At 71.1% G+C, this 21,855-nt stretch carries 17 protein-coding genes and 1 riboswitch; of the genes, 6 read left to right on the plus strand and 11 right to left on the minus strand.

Annotation, left to right across the window (positions count from 1 at the left end; translation table 11 throughout):
- The first annotated feature begins 36 nt into the window (after positions 1-36).
- Together ACF1FZ_RS03170 and ACF1FZ_RS03175 are read left to right on the plus strand one after the other, a co-directional pair.
- Positions 37-1,698 carry a sensor histidine kinase gene (locus ACF1FZ_RS03170; protein WP_391771806.1) on the plus strand — a complete coding sequence of 554 codons (1,662 nt, stop codon included), beginning with the start codon at positions 37-39 and terminating at the stop codon, positions 1,696-1,698.
- Positions 1,699-1,791: 93 nt separating this feature from the next.
- Positions 1,792-2,445 carry a response regulator gene (locus ACF1FZ_RS03175; RefSeq protein ID WP_391771615.1) on the plus strand — a complete coding sequence of 218 codons (654 nt, stop codon included), beginning with the start codon at positions 1,792-1,794 and terminating at the stop codon, positions 2,443-2,445.
- Positions 2,446-2,457: 12 nt separating this feature from the next.
- Here the strand turns inward: ACF1FZ_RS03175 and ACF1FZ_RS03180 are convergent, their stop codons facing one another.
- A complete protein-coding gene (locus ACF1FZ_RS03180; protein WP_391771616.1) occupies positions 2,458-3,411 on the minus strand; it encodes an NAD(P)-dependent alcohol dehydrogenase in 954 nt (317 codons plus the stop codon).
- Between the two features lie 59 nt (positions 3,412-3,470).
- Here ACF1FZ_RS03180 and ACF1FZ_RS03185 point away from each other — a divergent pair, with 59 nt between their 5' ends.
- Entirely contained in the window at positions 3,471-4,214 is a 744-nt protein-coding gene (locus ACF1FZ_RS03185; protein ID WP_391771617.1) for a TetR/AcrR family transcriptional regulator, read from the plus strand.
- A gap of 259 nt (positions 4,215-4,473) precedes the next feature.
- Here ACF1FZ_RS03185 and ACF1FZ_RS03190 read toward each other — a convergent pair whose 3' ends face one another.
- Positions 4,474-7,062: a glycoside hydrolase family 9 protein gene (locus tag ACF1FZ_RS03190; RefSeq protein WP_391771618.1), complete on the minus strand. Its 2,589-nt coding sequence runs from the start codon at positions 7,060-7,062 to the stop codon at positions 4,474-4,476.
- A gap of 352 nt (positions 7,063-7,414) precedes the next feature.
- On the opposite strand from ACF1FZ_RS03190, the gene ACF1FZ_RS03195 reads away from it, so the two are divergent.
- Entirely contained in the window at positions 7,415-8,455 is a 1,041-nt protein-coding gene (locus ACF1FZ_RS03195) for a LacI family DNA-binding transcriptional regulator (protein WP_391771619.1), read from the plus strand.
- A gap of 30 nt (positions 8,456-8,485) precedes the next feature.
- On the opposite strand, the gene ACF1FZ_RS03200 is transcribed toward ACF1FZ_RS03195, so the two are convergent.
- The 6 genes from ACF1FZ_RS03200 to thrC form a co-directional block, all read right to left on the minus strand.
- Positions 8,486-11,272: a glycosyl hydrolase gene (locus tag ACF1FZ_RS03200; protein WP_391771620.1), complete on the minus strand. Its 2,787-nt coding sequence runs from the start codon at positions 11,270-11,272 to the stop codon at positions 8,486-8,488.
- 274 nt (positions 11,273-11,546) lie between these two features.
- Positions 11,547-12,155 carry a GNAT family N-acetyltransferase gene (locus ACF1FZ_RS03205; RefSeq protein ID WP_391771621.1) on the minus strand — a complete coding sequence of 203 codons (609 nt, stop codon included), beginning with the start codon at positions 12,153-12,155 and terminating at the stop codon, positions 11,547-11,549.
- A 249-nt stretch (positions 12,156-12,404) separates the two neighbouring features.
- Positions 12,405-14,027, minus strand: a complete 1,623-nt coding sequence (groL, locus tag ACF1FZ_RS03210; RefSeq protein ID WP_391771622.1) for a chaperonin GroEL — start codon at positions 14,025-14,027, stop codon at positions 12,405-12,407.
- 311 nt (positions 14,028-14,338) lie between these two features.
- Positions 14,339-14,545 (minus strand): cold-shock protein, encoded by a 207-nt coding sequence (locus ACF1FZ_RS03215; RefSeq protein ID WP_003967346.1) that lies wholly within the window; start codon positions 14,543-14,545, stop codon positions 14,339-14,341.
- A 452-nt stretch (positions 14,546-14,997) separates the two neighbouring features.
- Complete coding sequence (locus ACF1FZ_RS03220) at positions 14,998-15,273, minus strand: MoaD/ThiS family protein (RefSeq protein WP_145804483.1); 276 nt, start codon at positions 15,271-15,273, stop codon at positions 14,998-15,000.
- 28 nt (positions 15,274-15,301) lie between these two features.
- Positions 15,302-16,600: a threonine synthase gene (gene thrC / locus ACF1FZ_RS03225; RefSeq protein WP_391771623.1), complete on the minus strand. Its 1,299-nt coding sequence runs from the start codon at positions 16,598-16,600 to the stop codon at positions 15,302-15,304.
- Positions 16,601-16,618: 18 nt separating this feature from the next.
- Positions 16,619-16,746, minus strand: a riboswitch (SAM riboswitch).
- Positions 16,747-16,898: 152 nt separating this feature from the next.
- Here thrC and ACF1FZ_RS03230 point away from each other — a divergent pair.
- Both ACF1FZ_RS03230 and ACF1FZ_RS03235 read left to right on the plus strand, forming a co-directional pair.
- Positions 16,899-17,849, plus strand: coding sequence for a glucosyl-3-phosphoglycerate synthase (locus ACF1FZ_RS03230; RefSeq protein WP_391771624.1), 951 nt, complete (start codon positions 16,899-16,901; stop codon positions 17,847-17,849).
- Positions 17,850-17,892: 43 nt separating this feature from the next.
- Entirely contained in the window at positions 17,893-19,287 is a 1,395-nt protein-coding gene (locus ACF1FZ_RS03235; protein WP_391771625.1) for a trehalose-6-phosphate synthase, read from the plus strand.
- Here ACF1FZ_RS03235 and otsB read toward each other — a convergent pair.
- From otsB to ACF1FZ_RS03250, 3 genes are all read right to left on the minus strand, one after another.
- A complete protein-coding gene (gene otsB, locus ACF1FZ_RS03240; protein ID WP_391771626.1) occupies positions 19,274-20,128 on the minus strand; it encodes a trehalose-phosphatase in 855 nt (284 codons plus the stop codon). The genes ACF1FZ_RS03235 and otsB overlap by 14 nt on opposite strands.
- Before the next feature lie 102 nt (positions 20,129-20,230).
- Positions 20,231-20,491, minus strand: a complete 261-nt coding sequence (locus ACF1FZ_RS03245) for a DUF3263 domain-containing protein (protein WP_391771627.1) — start codon at positions 20,489-20,491, stop codon at positions 20,231-20,233.
- Between the two features lie 14 nt (positions 20,492-20,505).
- Positions 20,506-21,783, minus strand: a complete 1,278-nt coding sequence (locus ACF1FZ_RS03250; protein ID WP_391771628.1) for an ABC transporter substrate-binding protein — start codon at positions 21,781-21,783, stop codon at positions 20,506-20,508.
- Between the last annotated feature and the right edge of the window lie 72 nt (positions 21,784-21,855).

Below are 21,855 nucleotides of genomic sequence, written 5' to 3' on the forward strand. Positions count from 1 at the left end.
TCGGCCGTACCGGGGAGGGCCCTCTTCGCGCCCGGGATGTGGCCGACCAGGCGCGTCGTGGGCGAATCGCTCCTGAGCCTGGCCCTCACGCTGCTCGCGGTGGGCGCCGGGCTCACGGACGACAAGAGCGCCGTACAGGCCGTCGGTATCGGCCTGGCAGCCGGCCTGTTGTCGCTCCTGCGCCGTGGACTGCCCGCCTCCGTGCTGCTCGCCACCGGGGCCGGCTCCGCGCCGTTCATCGGTTTCGCGCCGTTGCTCCTCGTCGTCGCCTGGTCGGCCGGGAGACGGATCGACGGTCTCGGCAGGGCATGCGGGGTCTTCGGCCTCGCCTACGGCCTCACCCTGGGTCTGAGCGTCCTGTCGGAACCGCGCACGTCGTTGTCGCTCCTGGCACTCGCCGGAATGTTCCTGCTGGTCGCGATCCTCGTACCCGGTCTCGCGGGACGCTACTGGTCGCAGCGCCGGACGCTGACCGACACCCTCCACGAGTACAACGCCCAGCTCCTGCGCGAGCGGGCGATGCTCGTCGGGCAGGCCAGGATGCTGGAGCGTCAGCGCATCGCGCAGGACATGCACGACAGCCTCGGTCACCAACTCGCGCTGATCGCCGTGCACACCGGCGCGCTGGAGGTGGACCGCGCGCTCACCGGACAGCAGCGCGAGGCCGTCGGCGTGCTGCGTGAGGCGTCGGTGGCCGCGATGCACGAACTGCGTGACGTGGTGGGCGTGCTGAGGGACGGCACGGCCGCCACCCCCGCCGAGGGGGACTCCCAGGGCGCGGGCGAGGAGTCCCCGGGGGCGCCGTCACGTGGAGTGGCGGGCATCGGCAACCTGGCCGAGACGTCCCGGAGGGCAGGCACGGACGTGGAGGTCCGGCGTTCGGGCGAGGTGCGTCCGCTCGCTCCGACCGCCGACCACGCGGCGTACCGCGTGGTCCAGGAAGGGCTGACCAACGCCCATAAGCACGCGCCGGGGGCCTCGATCACCATCGGCCTGCGGTACGAGCCGGACTCGCTCGTCGTGGAGGTCGCCAACGGCCCGGTGGCGGAACCGGGGCGCGGCGCCGTGGCGAGCGGTGGCCAGGGGCTGACCGGTCTCGAGGAGCGGGCCCGGCTCGTCGGCGGCATGGTGCACGCGGGCCCCACGGCTGACGGTGGCTTCCGGCTGGCCGGCGTCCTGCCGTACACGTCGCCCGGTGACGCGAGGACGACGTTCGTCGCTCCGCCGGACGACTTTCGGGCGCAGAAACCGGCGGGCCCCGCAGGTGAGAGTGATCCGGTCATCGACTGGAACGGTCTCCCGAAGGAGTTGGCCAAGGCAGTGAACAGGAACAAGAGGGGCAACGGCATAGCCATCGGGTGCGGAGTGGTGGCTCTGGTCGCCGTCGTGCTCGTGATCGTGGTGGTCGTCGCGGGCGTCTTCCTCGTACGTGAGGCGGACAAGGCGATGATCGACCCGGCGCAGTACGACGCCGTGACGATCGGCCAGTCGGAGAAGTCCGTCCGCGAGCAGCTGCCGCAGGGTGACTCCTTCCTGAACACCGGCCCGGGTGACGGCGCACCGCCCGTGCCCGCCGGCGCGAAGTGCCTCACCCTTCTCTCCACCGACTTCGGCAGTAGTTGGGACGCGGAGCCGGTGTTCCGGTTCTGCTTCAAGGACGGCAAGCTGATCGAGAAGAAGTCCTTCGAGACGGCTTGAGGGAACACGAGCCCGGAGCCCGGCAGGCACGGCGATCGGGGATGATGGCCGCATGCCCGCAGAGTTGACCGCCCAGGACCGCTCAGGAGAGTCGTGATCAGGGTTCTTGTGACGGACGACGAGCCGCTCATCCGGGCGGGCATCAGGATGATCCTGTCCTCGGCGGACGACATCGACGTCGTCGCGGAGGCGGCGAACGGCCGTGAGGCGGTCGAGTTCGCCCGGTCCCAGCGGGTCGACGTCGCACTGCTGGACATCCAGATGCCGGTCATGGACGGGCTGACGGCCCTGGCGGAACTGCGCCGGACCGTCCCCGGGGTGCGGGTGCTGATACTGACGACGTTCGGGGAACGGCACAACGTGCTGCGGGCCCTGGCCGAGGGCAGCGCCGGCTTCCTCCTGAAGGACTCGGCGCCCGCCGAGCTCATGCGGGCCGTGCGGGCGGCGGCGGCCGGGGAGGCGTACCTCTCGCCGGGCGCCACCCGGCACGTCGTGGACTCGCTGGCCTCCGGCGGGACCACACAGCGCGCGGAGGACGCCCGGCGCAGGCTGGAGAAGCTGACGGACCGCGAACAGGAGGTCCTGGCCCTCCTGGGCGAGGGCCTGTCCAACGCGGACGCCGGCCAGCGCATCCACATGAGCGAGGCCACGGTCAAGACGTACGTGAGCCGCATCCTCGCCAAGCTGGGCTGCGAGAACAGGGTGCAGGCCGCCCTGCTGGCGCGGGACGCCGGGCTGGGTGTGTGACGCGGGGGCGTCTCAGACCACCTGGATCACGTGCTTCCCGCGTACGCCCCCCGCCTCCAGCGCCCGGTGTGCGGCCGCGATCCCGGCAAGCGGGTGGACGGTGTCCACCACGGGACGGATCGCACCGCTCTCCACATGGCTGGCCAGCCGGGCGAGGAGGTCATGCTTCGGGTTGCCGCTGAAGAAGCGGACCCGGCGGGAGCCGTGGACCGTGGAGGCGAGCAGATAGGAGAGGCTCGCGACCGGGTGGTCGATGTCGAAGGCGATGGAGACCATACGCCCCCCGGGGGCCAGCAGCCGCCGGAAGGAACGGTGTTCGGTACCGACCGTGTCCAGGACGACGTCGAAGGAGCCCAGGTCGCCCGGACCCGTCGTCGTATAGCTGTAGGCCTCGTCCGCCCCCAGCTGCCGGACGAAGTCGAGGTTCTTCCCGCCGGCCAGCGCGGTCACGTGCGCGCCCAGCGCCTTGCCGAGCTGGACGGCGATGCTGCCGATCCCGCCCGCGCCGCCCCGCACCAGCAGCCGTTCCCCCGCCTTCAGCCGCGCCTCGGTCTCCAGCGCGGTGACGGCGGTCGTCCCGGCGGGCAACGACGCGGCCTCGACGAGGGTGATGTTCCCGGGGGCGTACGAGAGGCGGCGCGGCCGGACCGCGACGTACTCCGCGGCGCTGCCGAACCTCCGGCCCAGGAGCCCCCACACCCGGTCGCCCGGTCTCAGTCCGGTGATCGCGGGGTCCACCGCCGCCACCTCGCCCGCGAAGTCGAGCCCGGTGCGCTGAGGGAACCTGCGGCCCGTCACCAGCCGGACGCGTCCGGCTCGTCCGTACAGCTCACCGCCGTTGACGCTCGCCGCGTGGACACGGACCAGCACCTCGCCCCGCCGGAGCTCCGGCACGGGAATCCTGCCTTCGTACAGCACCTCGGGAGGGCCGTACCGGTCGTAGAGCGCTGCGCGCATATCGTCCATACGTCCCACGCTAGACGGGTAAGTGGACGACCCCCTCCATATGAACCGAAGTGAGAAACATGGCTGCTCAGCCCTATCAGAAGCCTCCCGGTGCACTGCGCTCCGATGCCCGCGGGAACCGCGAGCGCATCCTCACCGCGGCCCGCGAGGCGTACGGCCTCCACGGGATCGACGTGCCCATGGCGGCGATCGCCCGGCGCGCGAAGGTCGGGGTCGCCACGCTCTACCGGCGCTTCCCGACGCGCGCCGCGCTGGTCTCCGAGGCCTTCGCCGAACAGCTGGCCCACTGTGCCGCCGTCCTCGACGAAGGGCTGGCGGACCCGGACCCGTGGCGCGGCTTCTGCTCGGTCGTCGAGAAGGTCTGCATGATGCAGGCGGCGGACCGGGGCTTCACCGAGGCGTTCCTCGCGCAGTTCCCCGAACACGCCGAATACGCCGAGAAGCGCGCCCGCGCGGAGGAGGGCCTGGCCCTGCTGATCCGGCGGGCCAAGGACGACGGCCGGCTGCGCCCGGACTTCCACGTGCACGACATCACGCTGCTGATGCTGGCCAACTGCGGCGCCACCACCGGGGCGGGCGACGACGCGCCGGCCGCGTCCAGGCGCCTGGTCGCCTACCTGCTCCAGTCCTTCCGCGCCGGGGCGGCGGCCCCGCTGCCGCCCCCCGCGCCTCTGGGGCTCGGCCGGATTCCGGTGCAGGTGACCGCAGGAGCGCCCCGGTCCCGGTCCGGCGCGCCGAGCGTGCCGGACGGGAACTGCGAGCGGTCCGGGCAGGCACCCCCTACGCGGCCGGAGGGCCCCTGAACCGTTACGGGCGCCGGGCTTCTGGCGGGCCACGTCCTGAGCGCGGCGGGAGCAGGCGTCGGCGCGCGAAGCCGCGCACACCGCCGCAGGCCCGCCCGGCGCCGTGCCCACCGACGGCGTGCGGAAGCCGGTGGTGGCGGTCCGGGCCGGGTTCGTCCCCCGGTCGGAGCGGACCGGACGCGCCCGTGGGGTACGGGCCCGGACGCGGCGCCCTCCGGAGGACGGCCCGCCCGGGCCCGTGGGAACTGCTACGCCCGCATCAGCCCGAGGCGCAGGCACGGCCGTTCAGCTTGAACGACCCGGGGTCCGGCGCCGGTTCCGCCGCCGAGGTGTTGAAGCCGAAGTCGACCGCCGCACCCGGTGCGAGGGTCCGGTTCCACGACAGCGGCCTGGCGCTGACCGTACGGCCGGACTGGGCGAACTCCGCGCTCCAGGTGTGGCTCAGGCGCTGCTCCCCGGAGAGCAGCCAGGTCAGCGACCACGGCGAGACCGGCTCCGCACCGGTGTTCTGGACGCGGACCGTCACCGTCGAGCCGCTGTTCCACGGGTGCGAGGAGTACACGACCTTGCAGCTACGGGCCTGGTCGGCCCGTCCGTCACCCGCGTCGTCCAGGTAGGAGGCGATGAAGGCCAGGGGCGCGTTCCAGTTGATGGTGATCTCGTTGGTCGCCCAGGAGCCGATGTCGTCGATGTAGCACATGGCGGGCGCGCAGCCGGTCAGCTTCTCCGCCGCCACCGGGTCGCCGGAGGCGACCGCCGTGAGGTTGGGTCCGCCCGCGATCGAACCGGGCGCCGGGTTCGGCAGCGACGGGTCGTTCTGGTTCGCCCAGAAGCGGTGGTGCTGGTTGTGGGAGTCCCGCTCGCCGTAGCCGGTGACGTACGACTGGTTGAGGGGGTTGCGGCCGAGCAGGTAGTCGGCGCCCCGCAGCACGGCGTCCTGGTAGACGGCTTCACCGGTCAGGTCGTGGGCCGTGGCCAGCACGGTCATGTTGTTCAGGACCTGGCTGTTGGAACCCCAGACGTAGTCCTGGCCGCTCGGCGCGTACGGCAGCCCGTAGGCCTGCGCGCGGGACTGTGCGGCGTAGCGGTCGGCGGCCGTGGTGACGACGGAGCGGACCTCACCGAGCTGCGCCGGTGTCAGACCGTTCGGCACGGTGGCCAGCGTGAGCACGCCCAGCCCGCCGGTGGAGCCCCAGGAGATGCCGCCGCCCGCCGGGAAGACCGCGTCCGTGTCACCGTGCAGGCTGGAGGAGAGCACCGCCTGGCGGTAGGTGTCCTCGCCCGTCGTGGTGAACAGCTCGGCGGCGGCCCAGTAGAACTCGTCCGAGACGTCGTTGTCGCTGTAGGCCCCGCCTCCGGTGCCGTCGTTCGGGTCGGCGAGCACGTCCGGGTGCTTCTTCGCCGCGGCCCACGCGGTCTCGGCGGCCCGCAGGCAGCGGTCCGCGAAGTCCTCGTCGAAGGGGGCGTAGAGGCGGGCGCACTGCGCGGCCGAGGCGGCGAGATTCAGCGTGGCCGCCGTCGACGGGGGGTGCAATTCGCGCTGCTGCGGGTCGAGATGCGGTTTCATCGGCAGCCCGGTCCACGCGGCGTCGTGCATCTTGTGGTGCGCCATGCCCGCCAGCGGCTCACCCGCCGGTACCTGCATCCTGATCAGGAAGTCCATCTCCCAGCGCGCCTCGTCCAGGATGTCCGGCACCCCGTTGTCGCGTTCGGGCACCCGCAGCTCACCGTCGCCGAGCTCGGCCGACTCGGCGTCTGCGGCGGTCAGGGTGCGCTCGTACGTGGACATCAGCTGGGCCACCGAGATACCGCCGTTGACCACGTACTTCCCGTGGTCGCCCGCGTCGTACCAGCCGCCCGACACATCCAGCCGGTAGTCGCAGACCCCCGGCTGGCAGGGGACGTCCGTGTCACCCTTGTTGGGCGCGACACCGATGTGGCCCGCCGGGCGCGCGTACTCCTCACCGACGAGGTCCGCCTCGATCGGGGTGCCGCTGCGGTTGTGGTAGAAGTACGCCAGCGCGTCGGAGCGCAGCCCGTCGTACAGGTCACCGCGGATCGAGAACGGCTCGCTCACCTCACCGTCGACCTCCACGGTGTAGCCGTCGCCCGACGTGGTGAGGTCACCGAAGTCGAAGGTGTGGACCCGCTGCCGTGAGCTGGGGTCCTCGCCCTGCGGAACGGTCGTGCCGGTGGCGGCCGTCGAGCCGTCCCCGGCCTTCACGGTCCATGTCAGCGGCGCGTCGGCGTCGGTGACCACGGTGCCGCTCTTGGGGCCGTGGGGCAGGTACCCGACCTGGTTGACGCGGACGGGCGACCCGGTGTCCGGTACGTACACGGGCGGTTCGGCCCCGCCCCGCAGCGACACGTCGTCCAGGCAGAAGGTCGCCGCCCGCTCACCGCCGCCGATCTGCAACTGCACCGACGCGGCGGGCAGGTCCGCCGAGGCCGTGAACGTACGGGTCACCCGGGTGGCCTCCGTACCCACCGGGTCCGCGGTGGCGAGCACCGACGTGTACGGCTCGGCCGCCTCCTGGACCCGGGTCTGGGCGGTCAGGGGCACGGTCGAACTGGCCGTGTAGGACAGCTCGTAGCTCTCACCCGCCACGACCGGGACGTCGTTCTGGCCGACGATGACGTCCCAGGCGTTGGCCGTGCCGGCGGGCACCTCGGTACACAGCCGGCCGTCCGACACGGCCGACGGCGCGTTCGCCGTCCACCACCAGGGAGCGGTACCGGCGGCGAAGTCACCGTTGGTGATCTGCTCGGGACCTGGTTCGGCTTCCTGGGCACCGGCCGTGCCGGGCACCGCCAGCGCCGCCGCGAACAACAAGGCGGCGGCTGACATCCCGAACACGCGTCTCCCGTGCCGGGGGCGGACGCGCACGGGCCGTGCGGAGAGTGGTGAGGCATTCACCGGGAAGGCCTTTCGTCAACGGATGCGGTGGGCAGGGAGCGGAGCACCCCCACGGGTGGGAGCGCTCCCACCCGCATTGTGGAGGCGGATGGCGCGTTCCGCCAGGGTCATGACAGAGAATGGCGGAATATCCGGGAGGGCCGGCGTCCGGCTCCGGCGGGGCCGCTCCGGCACCGGCGGGGAGCGCTCTCACCCCCGCTGACGGTCCCCGGCGCTAGGCTGTAGGCGCCCCGGCGGTGCCCCGTCCTCCCGAGCCGCCGCCCAGCAACGAGGAGCGCCCGCCTTGTCCGAGCAGCACCCCGGGCCCCGGCCCACCCTGGAAGCCGTCGCGGCGCGGGCGGGGGTGTCGCGGGCCACCGCGTCCCGGGTCGTCAACGGCGGCGACGGGGTCCGCAAGCCGCTGGTGGACAAGGTGCGCCGCGCGGTCGAGGAGCTCCGGTACATCCCGAATCACGCCGCCCGGACGCTGGTCACCCGGCGGACCGGGGCGGTGGCCGTGGTCATCGCGGAGCCGGAGATCCGGATCTTCTCCGACCCGTTCTTCTCCCTGCAGCTGCGGGGCATCAGCAAGGAGCTGGCCGCCAGCGACACCCAGCTGGTGCTGCTGATCGTGGAGGGGCCCGCGGACTACGACCGCATCGCGCGCTACCTGTCCGGCGGCCACGTCGACGGTGCCCTCGCCTTCTCCCTGCACACCGACGACCCGCTGCCCGCGATCACCCGGCGGGCCGGGGTGCCGACGGTCTACGGGGGCCGGCCGAGCTGGACAGCGGGCCCCGGGGAACAGGCCGTGCAGTACGTGGACGCCGACAACCGGGGCGGAGCGCGGTCGGCCGTGCAGTACCTGCGGGGCCTCGGCCGGGAGCGCATCGCGTACATCGGAGGGCCGTCCGACCAGACCTCGGCCATGGACCGGCTCGACGGCTACCGGGACGTCCTGCCGGAGGCGGACCCCACGCTCGTCACCGAAGGCGCGTTCACCGTGGAGAGCGGGGCGCGGGCGATGGCCGAACTGCTGGAGCGGCGGCCCGACCTGGACGCGGTGTTCGCAGCCAGCGACCTGATGGCCTCGGGAGCCCTGCGGGTGCTGCGCGAGCGCGGGATCGCGGTGCCCGGGCAGGTCGCCCTCGTCGGATTCGACGACATGGAATCGGTGGCCGAGGCCGCCGACCCGCCCCTGACCACCGTCCGGCAGGACATCGAGGGCCAGGGGCGGCTGATGGCCCGGCTGCTGCTGCGCGGTCTGGACAAGGCCCGCGCGGGAGCCGGCCGCCCCGACTCCGTGATCACCCCGACCACGCTCGTGCGGCGGGCCTCGGCCTGAGTGAGGCCGGGACCCGCCGCACACCGGGGCCTAGACGAACGGGATCTTCACGACCGCCGCGTCCGTACCGGTCTGCACCTGGGACGTGCCGTTGCCCAGCGCGTTCCAGATCTCCAGGCGGACCGTTCCGCCCTTGAGGTTGCCCAGGCTTCCGGTCACCGCTTTGGTGCCCGCCGCCTGCGTGTACTCCTCCCACCCCGTGACCGGGTCGGTCGCGAAGTAGCGGAAGGTTTCGGTCCGGTCGAAGGTACCGTCGCCGGTGAGGTCGTAACTCACCCTGACCTGCGAGGCGAGGCCCACCTTCGTGCCCGCGTCGACCCGCAGGCGGAAGGCGGTGGACGTGCCCGCCGCGAGCGTTCCGTCGACCTTCCTGACCTCGTAGACCGTCGGCCTGTACGGCGTGCCGTCCCGGTTGACGCCGTCGGCCGAGGCCAGCGTGTCGGCTCCCGCCGCGCCGTCCGTGGCGGTGGTGAGGGTGCCGCCCGACTTCAGCCGGAAGGTGTTGCCGGTCGACGGACCCGGCTCCTCGGGATCCGGGTCGGGGTCCCCGCCGCCGGTACCCGTGCCGGTCGCCGTGGAACGGGCCGGCACCGAGAGGGTCGCGCCGTCGGAGAAGGTGACGGTGCGGGCGGTGGAGCCGTGGTTGTGGGCGCTGTACGTCCGGACGCCGTTCTTGGTGAAGACCGCCGACGTCGGGATGTTCCCGCTGACGGTCAGGTCGGGCGCGCCCAGGCTGTCGAGCGTGGTGATCCAGTGGTACGTGTGCGCCTTGGACTCACCCTGCTCCGGGGTGTAGCCCGCGTTCCCCGCGTCCCACTTGGCCTTCGCCGCCGCCGGGTCGGCCAGTGACTCGAACTCCCACAGGAGGTCGCGCCACTCGACGGCCGGCCCGCCGTTCTCCCGCTCCATCTCGGCGATGTTCCGCTTGACGGCGGCCTTCTCGCGGGCCAGGTGCAGGGAACCACCGGTGACGGGGAGGACGTTGATGCCGTGGATCTCCTCCGGGTTCGCGGTCCACCAGGTGGAGTACGCCCCGCCGCTGCCCCACACCATGCCGACCGTGTCGTGCCCGAAGGAGCCCGGGAAGACCTGCTGGTCGGCGTCGAACCAGTACTGCGTGATCGCTTCCGACTCGGTGGTCAGCAGGAAGCTGCCGAGGTCACGCAGCCCGGTGTCGCCCGTCGCCGCGCCCCACAGGACGAGTCCCGCGCTGAGGTTGACGGACTCCGACGAGGATTCCTGGTTGTTGCCCGCCGCGAAGCCCTGGTGGCCGGAGGCCCAGCTGTGGCCCGCGTACACGTCGAAGCCGCGCAGGAACGGGTACGCGCTGTCCGTGCGGCTGGGGTTGGCGGTGTCCCGCACCAGGGTCTTGACCATGGTGCCCCAGGCGGAGTCCGCGGACCACGCCTGGTCGTACTGGGCGATGACCGCCGCCGCGTACACGTAGTAGCTGTAGTGGAAGTGGTGGTCGTTCAGCTCGGTGTCGCTGCCGTACGAGGCCGGGTAGCCGGTGAGCGTCTTCCAGCTCTTGTCGTAGCTGAACTCGGACGCGCCACCCGCCGTGAACCACTCCTGGAGGCGGCCCTTCATCAGGCCGAGCAGCTTGTCCCGGATGCCGGTCTGGCCGATCTGGTCGGCGACGGGCACCAGCTGGGCGAGGCGGCCGAGCGCCTTGCCGGTCCAGTACGTGTCACTGGCCCCGGAGAACGGGTCGGAGGCGTTCGCCACCTCGTTCAGATAACCGGTCAGCCGCGCCTTGTCGACCCCGCTCGACGCGGGCAGGGCGGGCAGCACGCCCTGGTTCTTCTGGCTGGTGGTGAAGGACGCGGACTCCCGCACCTTCATGGTGCCGCGCGGGGAGACGTACGTGTACGGCGTGAGCGCGTCGGAGGTGTGCAGCCACTGGTGGCGGTACAGCGCCTGGAGCGTGCCGCGTTCGGTCCCCTCCTTGGCCTCCGTGGTCAGGCTGTAGGTCGCCTTGACCGTGCCGCCGGTGGACTCCCAGGCCACCTTGGATCCGGTGACGAAGCTGAAGGCGTACTTCCGGTAGGTCGCGAGCGCGTCCGTGGACGGCAGCACGGCCAGCGAGAAGTAGTCCTTGCCACCGAGGCCCGCGGTGATCGTGGAGCCGGAGACGGTCCAGTCGCTGCCGGTCGGGGCGAAGAGGGCGTAGTGATGGCCGGCGACCGTGATGCCGAGGACGTTGCCGCTGTCCGCGAAGACCGCGGGGGTGCCCGCCGTGGTGATGCGGGCGTCACCACCGGAGCCCTTGGCGTACACGAAGGGCATGCCGTGCCCGATGGTCGTGCGCAGGGTGCGGGCGCCGTCCGACCAGTAGGGGGTGACCGTCCAGTCGGACCAGGCGTCGGCCTTGGTGTCCGGGGAGTTCAGACCGCTGAGGCCGACGGTGAGGTCGGCCTTGTGCGCGTATTCGTACTGGCGGCCGTCCCCGACGACCGCGGGCGTGGTCGGGTAACCGACCTCCAGTCCGCCGGAGGTCGCCTGGTAGGTCAGCGGGTGCCCGTACATCGGGGTGGAATACGGATTGCCGCCGTACCGCTGGTAGGCGAGCGAGGACCACCAGTCGTTGGTCGGGACGGGTTTGTCCTTGGCCGCCGCCGTGAGCTTGGGCGTGACGGGGGCGCCGGTGTCGGTGGTGGGACCGGAGGTGCCGGCGGGGCGGCTGTCGGTGTAACTGCCGGAGCCTGCGGGGATGGTGGCGGCTGCCGCCGGGGACGCGGCAGGGCCCAGACCGACGGCGGCCAGGGCGACGGCCAGAAGCGTCGCCGCTGCTGGTCTGGAGAAGGAGGCTTGCATGGGCAGCACCTCGTCATGGGGGGGGTCGGAGCGTTTTCGAGAGCGCTCTCAAGTGCCAAGGAAAGTAAAACCTTTGAAACATAAGTGTCAATAGAGCTGACACAGAAGGCAGTTGGCATCTACGCAAAGTTGTCATGCGTTCGAGTCTTGACGGGGAGGACACGCTGAGGATCGCTTCGGCCCCAGGCTTCGAGAGCGCTCTCACACCCGTGGGGTACCGGAACGACGACAAGAGGGTCCGCGTACGCCACGTTCGAGGCGCGACTCCAGGCCCTCAGCGTGGGGACCTGCGCATGCACCACGTGCGCGGGCCGCTGTCGGGGAGCTGGACCGCGGCCGTGACCTTGAAGCCCAGACGCTCGTAGAACAGCACGTTCGCCTCGCTGGAGGTCTCCAGGAACGCCGGATGCCCAGCGCGCTCGGCCTCCCGGAGGCCGGGAGCCAGCACCGCACTGCCGAGGCCCCGCCCTTGGGCCTCGGGGGCGGTTCCCACCGTCTCCAGGAACCATCCCGGCTCCTGGGGCCGGTACGGGGCAACGGCCGCGTCCGCGGCTGCGGAAGCGGCGGCCCGGTCGCCGCTGAGCTCGCCGAGGACCGGCCCGAGTTCGGCGAAGGCGGGCGAGGGATCCCGGCCGGGAACGGCCCAGACAGCCACGGCGCGGCCTCCCTCGGCGACCCAGACCCGTCCGTACACCATGCCGATGCGGGTCAGGCACAGCTCCTGGAACCGCCGGACCCGCTCCTCGTGATCGTCCGCTGCGATCACGTGCCGCGTGTAGGGATAGTCGGCGAAAGCGCGGGCGAGGGTGTCGACCGCGGTGGGGACGTCGGCATCGGTGAGGGGACGCACGACAGGTGCTCCCTGGTTCTGCGCAGTGTTCACCGGGCCATCCTGACACCGGGCACGGGCCCCAGCTCGCGCGGCGGACGGCGGACAGCCGCCGGTCCTCACCGGGAACTGCCGCACACCGCGCTCCGCCGCCGCGCGAACGGCGGGCTTCCGCGGGCGGCACCGGTCTCCGGGAGCCCCCGGACAGGCGCGGGCGGATACGCCGCCGGCCCCCGGGAAGAATCCCGGGGGCCGGCGTCGTACAGGTACTACGGGTACCGCGTGGAGCTGCTGATCCGAGGATCAGAAGTCCATGTCACCGCCCGGCATGCCGCCCGGAGCGGCCGCAGAGGCCTTCTCCGGCTTGTCGGCGATGACGGCCTCGGTGGTGAGGAAGAGCGCGGCGATGGACGCGGCGTTCTGCAGGGCGGAGCGCGTGACCTTCGCCGGGTCGATGATGCCCTCGGCGATCATGTCGACGTACTCGCCGGTCGCGGCGTTGAGGCCGTGACCGATCGGCAGGTTGCGCACCTTCTCGACGATGACGCCACCCTCGAGACCACCGTTGACGGCGATCTGCTTGAGCGGGGCCTCCAGCGCGAGCTTCACGGCGTTGGCACCCGTGGCCTCGTCACCGGTCAGGTCGAGCTTCTCGAAGACGGCCGAGGCCTGGAGCAGAGCCACGCCACCACCGGCGACGATGCCCTCCTCGACGGCGGCCTTGGCGTTGCGCACCGCGTCCTCGATGCGGTGCTTGCGCTCCTTGAGCTCCACCTCGGTGGCGGCGCCGGCCTTGATGACGGCCACGCCGCCGGCCAGCTTCGCGAGGCGCTCCTGGAGCTTCTCGCGGTCGTAGTCCGAGTCGGAGTTCTCGATCTCGGCGCGGATCTGCTTGACGCGGCCCTGGACCTGGTCGCTGTCGCCACCACCGTCGACGATGGTCGTCTCGTCCTTGGTGATGACGACCTTGCGGGCGGTGCCGAGCAGGTCGAGGCCGGCGTTCTCCAGCTTGAGACCGACCTCCTCGGAGACGACGGTGCCGCCGGTGAGGATGGCGATGTCGCCGAGCATGGCCTTGCGGCGGTCACCGAAGCCCGGAGCCTTGACGGCGACGGACTTGAAGGTGCCACGGATCTTGTTGACGACCAGCGTCGACAGAGCCTCGCCCTCGACGTCCTCCGCGATGATCAGCAGGGGCTTGCCCGACTGCATGACCTTCTCGAGCAGCGGAAGGAGGTCCTTCACGTTGCTGATCTTGGAGTTGACGATCAGGATGTACGGGTCGTCGAACGACGTCTCCATACGCTCCATGTCGGTGGCGAAGTACGCCGAGATGTAGCCCTTGTCGAAGCGCATACCCTCGGTGAGCTCCAGCTCCAGACCGAAGGTCTGGGACTCCTCGACGGTGATGACGCCTTCCTTGCCGACCTTGTCCATCGCCTCGGCGATCTTGGCGCCGATCTCGGTGTCGGCAGCGGAGATGGAGGCCGTCGAAGCGATCTGCTCCTTGGTCTCCACGTCCTTCGCCTGCTCCAGCAGAGCGGCGGAGACGGCCTCGACGGCCTTCTCGATGCCACGCTTCAGAGCCATCGGGTTGGCACCCGCGGCGACGTTGCGCAGGCCCTCGCGGACGAGCGCCTGAGCGAGAACGGTGGCGGTGGTCGTACCGTCGCCGGCGACGTCGTCCGTCTTCTTGGCGACCTCCTTGACCAGCTCCGCACCGATCTTCTCGTACGGGTCCTCGAGCTCGATCTCCTTGGCGATGGAAACACCATCGTTGGTGATCGTGGGCGCGCCCCACTTCTTCTCGAGGACGACGTTACGGCCCTTGGGGCCGAGGGTGACCTTGACGGCGTCGGCGAGCTGGTTCATCCCGCGCTCGAGACCGCGCCGTGCCTCCTCGTCGAACGCGATGATCTTGGCCATGTGAAGTGGTCCTCCCGGACAGGGGTGGATTTCTCCGGACCGAGTGGCGCCCGCGACGGACGGCCAGCGTGCTCAGTGGTTCCTTGCACCACTGGGCCTGCGGGCCTCACCGGCCCGGTCCAAGTTCTGTCACTCTCACCTGGAGAGTGCTAACGCCAATGATTAGCACTCGACCCCTGCGAGTGCAAGCGTCACCCCCCGGTTGTGGACAACATCCGAGGCGCGTGCGGGCGCACGTGAGGCCCGCACCCCCTGGTGAGAGGTACGGGCCCCGCGTGTGTGAGTGGTGTCGTCGGACGACCGCGCCGAGCTCAGCCGACGGCGAGCTTGACCATGTCCGCCTGCGGCCCCTTCTGGCCCTGCGAGATCTCGAATTCAACTCGCTGACCCTCTTCGAGGGTGCGGTACCCGTCCATCTGGATCGCGCTGTAGTGGACGAAAACATCCGCACCACCGTCGACCGCGATGAAGCCGTACCCCTTCTCCGCGTTGAACCACTTGACGGTGCCCTGAGCCATGCCTAACTCCCCTATTACTGGCCCTTGCACGAGACCGCACTTCGCGGGCCCGGGTCAGAACTCACCCTCCGACAGGAGAGGGTGGCGTGCGCCGGAACGCGTCGACCGCGGCTGAATGTATCTGCCCAACTGCCCTCTGCAACAGGTCAATCGGACGAGAATTCTGGGCACACGCGACCGCACGCATTGGAGGAATCAGTAATATTCCAGGGCAAGTCGGGCCTGACAAAGGCCACTTATGCCACAAGGAGTTCACGTACTTTGGCTGCTTCTTTTCGCGGCCGGGCGCATTCTCATATGCGGGCGGCATGGGCAGCTGCGAGGGCTTCCCCAACTGTACCGCGCTCAACCATGCAGAATGACCCCCTCCGCTTCTCTCGCGGAGGGGGTCATCGTGTTCACGCCGTGCATGCGGACAGCCGGTCGCCCGGCCGCCCGGGGCCGTGCGGCGGTCAGCCTCCGGCGACGGCCGGGATGATCGAGACGCCGGCGCCGTCCGGGGTCGCCGCGTCCAGTCCGCCCTCGAAGCGCACGTCGTCGTCGTTGACGTACACGTTGACGAAGCGGCGCAGCTTGCCCTGGTCGTCCAGCACGCGGGCGCCGATGCCCGGGTGGTTCTGCTCCAGGGACGCGATGACCTCGGAGAGGGTCGCGCCCTCGGCCGGGACCTCGGCCTGACCGCCCGTGTAGGTGCGGAGGATGGTGGGGATACGGACCTTGACGCTCATGTGGGTGCCTTCCTTCGGTCTCGGGTGGTCAGTTGGCGGCGGCGAGGCCCGCGTCGCGGAACGCGTCCAGGCTGGGCCGGATCGTCGCCGCCAGCCCGGTCGTGGGGGCGACGGCGTCGAGCGTCTTCAGCCCGTCGCCGGTGTTCAGGACGACGGTGGTCAGGGCCGGGTCGAGCAGACCCGCGTCGATCAGCTTCTTCGTCACACCGACCGTCACCCCGCCCGCGGTCTCCGCGAAGATGCCCTCGGTGCGGGCCAGCAGCTTGATCGCGTCGACGACCTGCTCGTCGTTCACGTCCTCCACGGCGCCGCCGGTGCGCCGGGCGATGTCCAGGACGTACGGGCCGTCGGCCGGGTTGCCGATCGCCAGGGACTTGGCGATGGTGTCCGGCTTCTGCGGGCGCACGACGTCGTGGCCGGCCTTGAAGGCGGTGGAGACCGGGGAGCAGCCCTCGGCCTGGGCGCCGAAGATCTTGTACGGCTTGTCCTCGACGAGGCCGAGCTTGATCAGCTCCTGCAGGCCCTTGTCGATCTTCGTGAGCTGCGAGCCGGACGCGATCGGGATGACGAGCTGGTCGGGCAGCCGCCAGCCCAGCTGCTCGCAGATCTCGTAGGCCAGGGTCTTGGAGCCCTCGCCGTAGTACGGCCGGAGGTTGACGTTGACGAAGCCCCAGCCCTCGCCCAGCGGGTCACCGATGAGCTCCGAGCAGAAGCGGTTGACGTCGTCGTAGTTGCCCTCGATGCCGACCAGCTCGCCGCCGTACACCGCGGCCATGACGACCTTGCCCTGCTCCAGGTCGTGCGGGATGAACACGCAGGAGCGGAAGCCGGCCCGGGCGGCGGCGGCGCCCACCGCACCGGCGAGGTTGCCGGTGGAGGAGCAGGAGAGGGTGGTGAACCCGAAGGCGCGGGCGGCCTCCACGGCGATGGCGACGACACGGTCCTTGAAGGAGTGCGTCGGGTTGCCGGAGTCGTCCTTGACGTACAGACCACCGGTCACGCCCAGCTCGCGGGCGAGGTTGTCGGCCTTGACCAGCTTCGTGAAACCGGGGTTGATGTTGGGCTTGTCCGCGACGTCGGAGGGGACCGGCAGCAGCGGCGCGTAGCGCCAGATGTTGTCAGGCCCCTCGGCGATGCGCTTCTTCAGCTCTTCGGGGGAGCCGCTCGGCAGGTCGTACGCCACCTCGAGCGGCCCGAAACAGGACGCGCAGGCGAAGATGGGACCGAGCTCGAAACGCTCGCCGCACTCGCGGCAGGAGAGCGCCGCGGCGGGACCGAGGTCCACGGCGGAAGAATTGGTGTTCGCTGCAACTGTCTGCACGGCCATGATGGCGGAGGCCCTTTCTCCTCATCTTCCTTGCGACGTATCTCGCCACAAGACGGAATTGGCACCTTCCCCACCGTGACCTCGCGGTCGGCAGGAGGGTTGCCGGGACTTCGACGGGCCGTTCCCTCAGTCCCTCTGGATGAGCGCTGTGGCACCGGACCACGGGTCCGGGCATTTGTCTGCGGACCTACCCCGACGTGCGAGGCTCGTCCGCGTTGCTCAGACTGTAACCGACACGTCGGACGCCGGAACCAGTCGTCCGTACCGCGAGATGGATCACACCCAGGGAGAACCGACCGTGCTGGAAGAGATGGAACGCTGGTTGAGCAGGCGTTCCTGGTCAGCCGCCGATCGCCCGCTGGACCGGCTCGTGGCTGCCAGGACGCAGGATCCGCACCGCACGACCGTGAGCGTCGTGCTGCCCGCGCTGAACGAGGAAGCGACCGTCGGGGCGATCGTGGGGACGATCCGGCGCGAGCTCATGGAACGCGTCCCGCTCGTGGACGAACTCGTGGTGATCGACTCGGGCTCCACCGACCGCACCTCCGCCGTCGCCCGCGAGGCCGGTGCGCGCGTCGTGCACCGGGACGCGATACTGCCGCGCATACCCACCGTCCCGGGCAAGGGCGAAGTGCTCTGGCGGTCACTCCTGGTGACCAGCGGAGAGATCGTCTGCTTCGTCGACGCCGACCTCAAGGACTTCTCGCCGGACTTCGTCTCCGGCACCGTCGGCCCGCTGCTCACCGAGCCCGGAGTGCACTTCGTCAAGGCGATGTACGACCGGCCGCTCAACGGAACCGCAGGCCAGGGTGGCCGCGTCACCGAGCTGATGGCCCGCCCCCTGCTCAATCTGCACTGGCCGCAGCTGGCCGGCTTCGTCCAGCCGCTCGGCGGGGAGTACGCGGTACGGCGCTCCCTGCTGGAACAGCTTCCCTTCCCGGTCGGTTACGGAGTGGAGCTGGGCCTGCTCGTCGACGCCCTGAACACGGTGGGGCTCGACGCCCTGGCGCAGGTCGACGTCGGCGTGCGCAGACACCGCCACCAGGACGGCCAGGCGCTGGGCAGGATGGCGGCGACGATCTACCGCACGGCGCAGCTGCGCCTCTCCCGGGCCACCATCGTGCGGCCCGAGATCACCCAGTTCGAGCGGGGCGAGAACGGCTTCGTACCGCACACGCACGCCGTCGACACCGAGGAACGTCCGCCGATGCTGGAGATCGCGGAGTACGCGGCCCGCCGCGCGGCCTGACCCCCCACGTTTGACACCCTCCGGATCGGGCTAGGTTCCGCTCATGGTCTCCGAGCACACCGCCCAGGTCCTCGTCGCGTCCAACCGCGGCCCCGTGTCGTACGCACTGCGGGAGGACGGCACGCTCGACTCGAAACGGGGCGGCGGCGGGCTCGTCTCCGGCCTCAGCGCGGTCGACGACAAGCTGTGGGTGTGCGCCGCCCTCAGCGACGGGGACCGCGAGGCGGTCCGGCGCGGGGTGTCCGAGCCGGGTGTGCGGATGCTCGACATCGACGCCGGGGTCCATGCGGACGCGTACAACGGCATCGCGAATTCGGTGCTCTGGTTCGTCCACCACATGATCTACCAGACACCGCTGGAGCCCGTCTTCGACGCGGAGTTCCGCCGGCAGTGGGCCTCCTACGAGTCGTACAACCGGGCCTTCGCCGAGGCACTCGCCCAGGAGGCGGCCGAGGGCGCCGCGGTCCTGGTGCAGGACTACCACCTCTCGCTGGTCCCCGGCATACTGCGCGAACTCCGTCCCGACCTGCGGATCGGGCACTTCTCGCACACCCCCTGGGCACCCGTCGACTACTTCCGCCTGCTGCCCGACGACATCGGCGAGCAGTTGCTCAGGGGCATCCTGGGCGCCGACCGCGCCGCGTTCCTGACCCGCCGCTGGGCGGACGCGTTCATCGGCTGCTGCACGGAGATCCTGGGTGGCACCGGCCGCACCCGGATCGGGGTGCACGGGCTGGGCGCGGACGCCGACTTCCTGCGCCGCCGCTCCCGCGAGGCGGATGTGGACGACCGCATGGAGATCCTGCGGGAGCAGGTGGGCGCGGACCGGCGCACGATCGTGCGGGTGGACCGCACGGAGCTCTCCAAGAACATCGTCCGCGGGCTGCACGCCTACCGGGCGCTGTTGGAGGAGCGCCCCGAGTGGCGTGAGCGCGTGGTGCACGTGGCCTTCGCCTACCCCTCACGGCAGGACCTCGCGGTCTACCGCGACTACACGGCGGAGGTCCAGCGGGTCGCCGACGCCGTCAACGCGGAGTACGGCACCGAGGGCTGGACCCCGGTCCTGCTGCATGTCGACGACGACTTCGCCCGCTCCCTGGCGGCGTACCGGCTGGCGGACGTGGCCCTGGTCAACCCGATCCGCGACGGCATGAACCTGGTCGCCAAGGAGGTCCCGGTCGTCTCGGACAGCGGCTGCGCACTGGTGCTCTCCCGGGAAGCGGGGGCGTACGAGGAGCTGGGCGAGGACGCGATCGTGGTCAACCCGTACGACGTGTCGGCCACGGCGGCGGCACTGCACGAGGCGCTCACGATGGAGCCCGACGAGCGGAGCGCCCGCACGGAGCGCCTGGCCGCCGCCGCGACCGCACTGCCGCCGCAGCAGTGGTTCCTGGACCAGCTCGACGCGCTGCGGAGCGGAGGCGTCAGCCCCGCGTGAGCTGCCGGGCCAGGCCCCCGAGCAGCTCCGCCACCGCCGCCGGACCCGGCAGCAGCAGGTCGGCGCGCTCGGCGAGGGCGGGGACCGCCGTGCCGCTGCACACCAGCAGGCCGGCGGCGCCCTGGGTGCGGAGCTTGTCCACGGCGGCGTACGCGGCGAGGTCACCGAGGTCGTCACCGGCGTAGAGCACCGTCTCGGCGCCGGTCTCCTTCACGTACTCCTCCAGCGCCACGCCCTTGTCCATGCCCGACGGGCGCAGCTCCAGGACCAGGCGGCCCGGCTCGACGATCAGACCGTGACGGGCGGCGAGGGCGGCCAGCGGAACGCTCAGGGCCTCGAAAGCGGCCTGCGGATCGGCGGCGCGGCGGGTGTGCACGGCGACCGCACGGCCCTTCTCCTCGATCCAGATGCCCCTGTCGGTGCCGGCCCCCGCCCCCGCCATGACCGCGGGAAGCTCCGCCCGGACCGCTTCGACCCCGGGGTCCGGGGCGGGTGCGTGGACGGCCCCGGTGGCGGCGTCCCAGCGTTCGGCCCCGTAGTGCCCGAGGACGACGAGGCGGTCCAGGCCCGGCGCTCCGGCGAAGCCGCCGTACCGCACGGCGGTGTCGGCCGGACGGCCGGTGATCACGGCGACGGCGGCGATCAGGGGCGCGAGGGCGGAGAGAGCCGGGACGACGCCGGGGTGGGCACGGGACTGTTCCGGGTCCGGGACGATGTCGGCGAGGGTGCCGTCGAAATCCAGTGCGACGACCGCCCGGGAGGGACGGGCCAGGAATGCGGCGAGGCCTTCGCGGCCGGCCTGGGTGGACGGGGTCGGGAGGGGGTGTGCCGGGTTGCCCATGGGCAGAGCGTATCGGTGCCCGGGAGTGCCTGCCGGACCCGACGGCCTTCCCCCCGCCCGGGGGCCCGGTCCCGCCCCGTGCCCGGCGGAGCGGGCGTCGGCTCAGCGGCGGTCCCGCCTCGCCTCGCGGACCCGGCGCAGACGGTTCACCGTGACCGGGTCCTCCTCCAGGGCGCGTCGGTCGTCCAGGAGTGCGTTGAGCAGCTGGTAATAGCGGACCGGCGAGATGCCCAGCTCTTCCCGGACCGCCCGTTCCTTCGCCCCCGGCCCCGGCCAGGACTGCCGCTCCAGGGCCAGCACGGCACGCTCCTGGTCGGTGAGCGGGGCCGGGGGATCAGGGGGGTCAGATGGGTGGGCGGTCATATCGACCAACTTACCTACTCGGCGCTCTCCGCCTGCCGGGCCAGGGACCCGATCTCCACGAGCACGCCCTCCGGGTTGCCGCCGGGCTCGACCGCGGAGCCGATCTTCTTCTTGATCATCTCGCTGGTCTGCGCCCACGACGTCTTGCCGAACGGATACAGCTGTGCGTTCGGCAGTGCCGCCAGGAACGCGTGCAGCGGCTTGTGCGTGCTGTCGGCCGCCATCACGTCGGACGCGCTGCTGGTCACGGGCAGCAGGTCGTACTGGTCGGCGAAGGCCAGCACGTTCTCGTCCTTGTAGGCGAAGTCGAGGAACTTGCCCGTCTCCACCCGGTGGCCGTTCTGCTTGAAGCCCATCATCCAGTCGGCCACGCCCATCGAGCCCTTGGTCGGCCCTTCGATCCCGGGCAACGGGACCATGCCGACCTCGACACCCTTCTTCTCGGCCTCCTGCATCAGCGTCGGGTGGCCGTTGAGCATGCCGACCTCGCCCTCGGTGAACGCCTCGAAGGCCTTCGCCCGGTCGAGTTCCCCGGGGGCGACGGGCCCGGTGAGGCCCTTGCCGACGAGGTTGTCCTTCAGCCACCGGAAGGTCGCTATGTTGGCCGGGGAGTCGATGGCGTAGTTGCCCATGTCGTCCGTGTAGCCGCCGCCTCCGCCGAGCAGCCACATCAGGGTCTCGGCCTGGGACTCCTCCTGGCCGAGCGGCAGGGCGACGGGGTAGGTCACACCGTCCTTCTCGAGCGCGGTGGCGTTACGCCGGATGTCGTCCCAGGTCTGCGGGGCGTCGAGGCCCGCCTTCGCGAACAGGCCCTTGTTGTAGAAGAGGAGCCGGGTGCTCGCCACGAACGGAAGGCCGTACGTCTTGCCGTCCACCTCGCCCGCCTCGATGAGCGAGGGCAGGAAGTTGGACTCGGTGCGGATGGCGAGCATCTCGGCGGAGGTGTAGAGCTTGCCCGCCCGGGCGTAGTCGGCGTACGCCCCGATCTGCGCGATGTCGGGGGCCTCGCCGGCCTTCACCATCTCGGCGACCTTGCGGTCGACGTCCTTCCACGAGTAGACGCTGACCTCGACGTCGATGCCGGGATTGTCCTTCTCGAACTTCTCGGCGACGTCGTCCCAGTACTTCTGGGAGCTGGTCGCCGCGTCGGTGCCGTAATCGGCCGCCACCAGCCGCAGCGTGACGTCGCCGTCTCCGGTGTCCGAACCGCACCCCGTCAACGTCGCCGTCATACCGAGTGCGGCCACTGCCGCGGTCAGACCTACAAAGCGCCGCTGCACAGCCCTGTCCATCCCTACGTCGTTCGACGCGGGCCTCGCCGCTCCGGCGACGGACCCGCGAGCCTGCCTCACGTCCACACGGAG

Origin of the sequence: Streptomyces sp. NPDC014623, assembly GCF_043088245.1 — a bacterium.
Classification (GTDB): Bacteria; Actinomycetota; Actinomycetes; order Streptomycetales; family Streptomycetaceae; genus Streptomyces.

Excerpts from the sequence above, each read along its gene's own strand:
- ACF1FZ_RS03185 (WP_391771617.1), top strand. The coding sequence starts at position 3,471 with ATGGCTGCTCAGCCCTATCAGAAGCCTCCCGGTGCACTGCGCTCCGAT.
- ACF1FZ_RS03215 (WP_003967346.1), bottom strand. The coding sequence starts at position 14,545 with ATGGCTCAGGGCACCGTCAAGTGGTTCAACGCGGAGAAGGGGTACGGC.
- ACF1FZ_RS03235 (WP_391771625.1), top strand. The coding sequence starts at position 17,893 with ATGGTCTCCGAGCACACCGCCCAGGTCCTCGTCGCGTCCAACCGCGGC.
- thrC (WP_391771623.1), bottom strand. The coding sequence starts at position 16,600 with ATGGCCGTGCAGACAGTTGCAGCGAACACCAATTCTTCCGCCGTGGAC.
- ACF1FZ_RS03170 (WP_391771806.1), top strand. The coding sequence starts at position 37 with ATGTGGCCGACCAGGCGCGTCGTGGGCGAATCGCTCCTGAGCCTGGCC.
- groL (WP_391771622.1), bottom strand. The coding sequence starts at position 14,027 with ATGGCCAAGATCATCGCGTTCGACGAGGAGGCACGGCGCGGTCTCGAG.
- ACF1FZ_RS03180 (WP_391771616.1), bottom strand. The coding sequence starts at position 3,411 with ATGGACGATATGCGCGCAGCGCTCTACGACCGGTACGGCCCTCCCGAG.
- otsB (WP_391771626.1), bottom strand. The coding sequence starts at position 20,128 with ATGGGCAACCCGGCACACCCCCTCCCGACCCCGTCCACCCAGGCCGGC.
- ACF1FZ_RS03220 (WP_145804483.1), bottom strand. The coding sequence starts at position 15,273 with ATGAGCGTCAAGGTCCGTATCCCCACCATCCTCCGCACCTACACGGGC.
- ACF1FZ_RS03190 (WP_391771618.1), bottom strand. The coding sequence starts at position 7,062 with ATGTCAGCCGCCGCCTTGTTGTTCGCGGCGGCGCTGGCGGTGCCCGGC.
- ACF1FZ_RS03245 (WP_391771627.1), bottom strand. The coding sequence starts at position 20,491 with ATGACCGCCCACCCATCTGACCCCCCTGATCCCCCGGCCCCGCTCACC.
- ACF1FZ_RS03200 (WP_391771620.1), bottom strand. The coding sequence starts at position 11,272 with ATGCAAGCCTCCTTCTCCAGACCAGCAGCGGCGACGCTTCTGGCCGTC.
- ACF1FZ_RS03250 (WP_391771628.1), bottom strand. The coding sequence starts at position 21,783 with ATGGACAGGGCTGTGCAGCGGCGCTTTGTAGGTCTGACCGCGGCAGTG.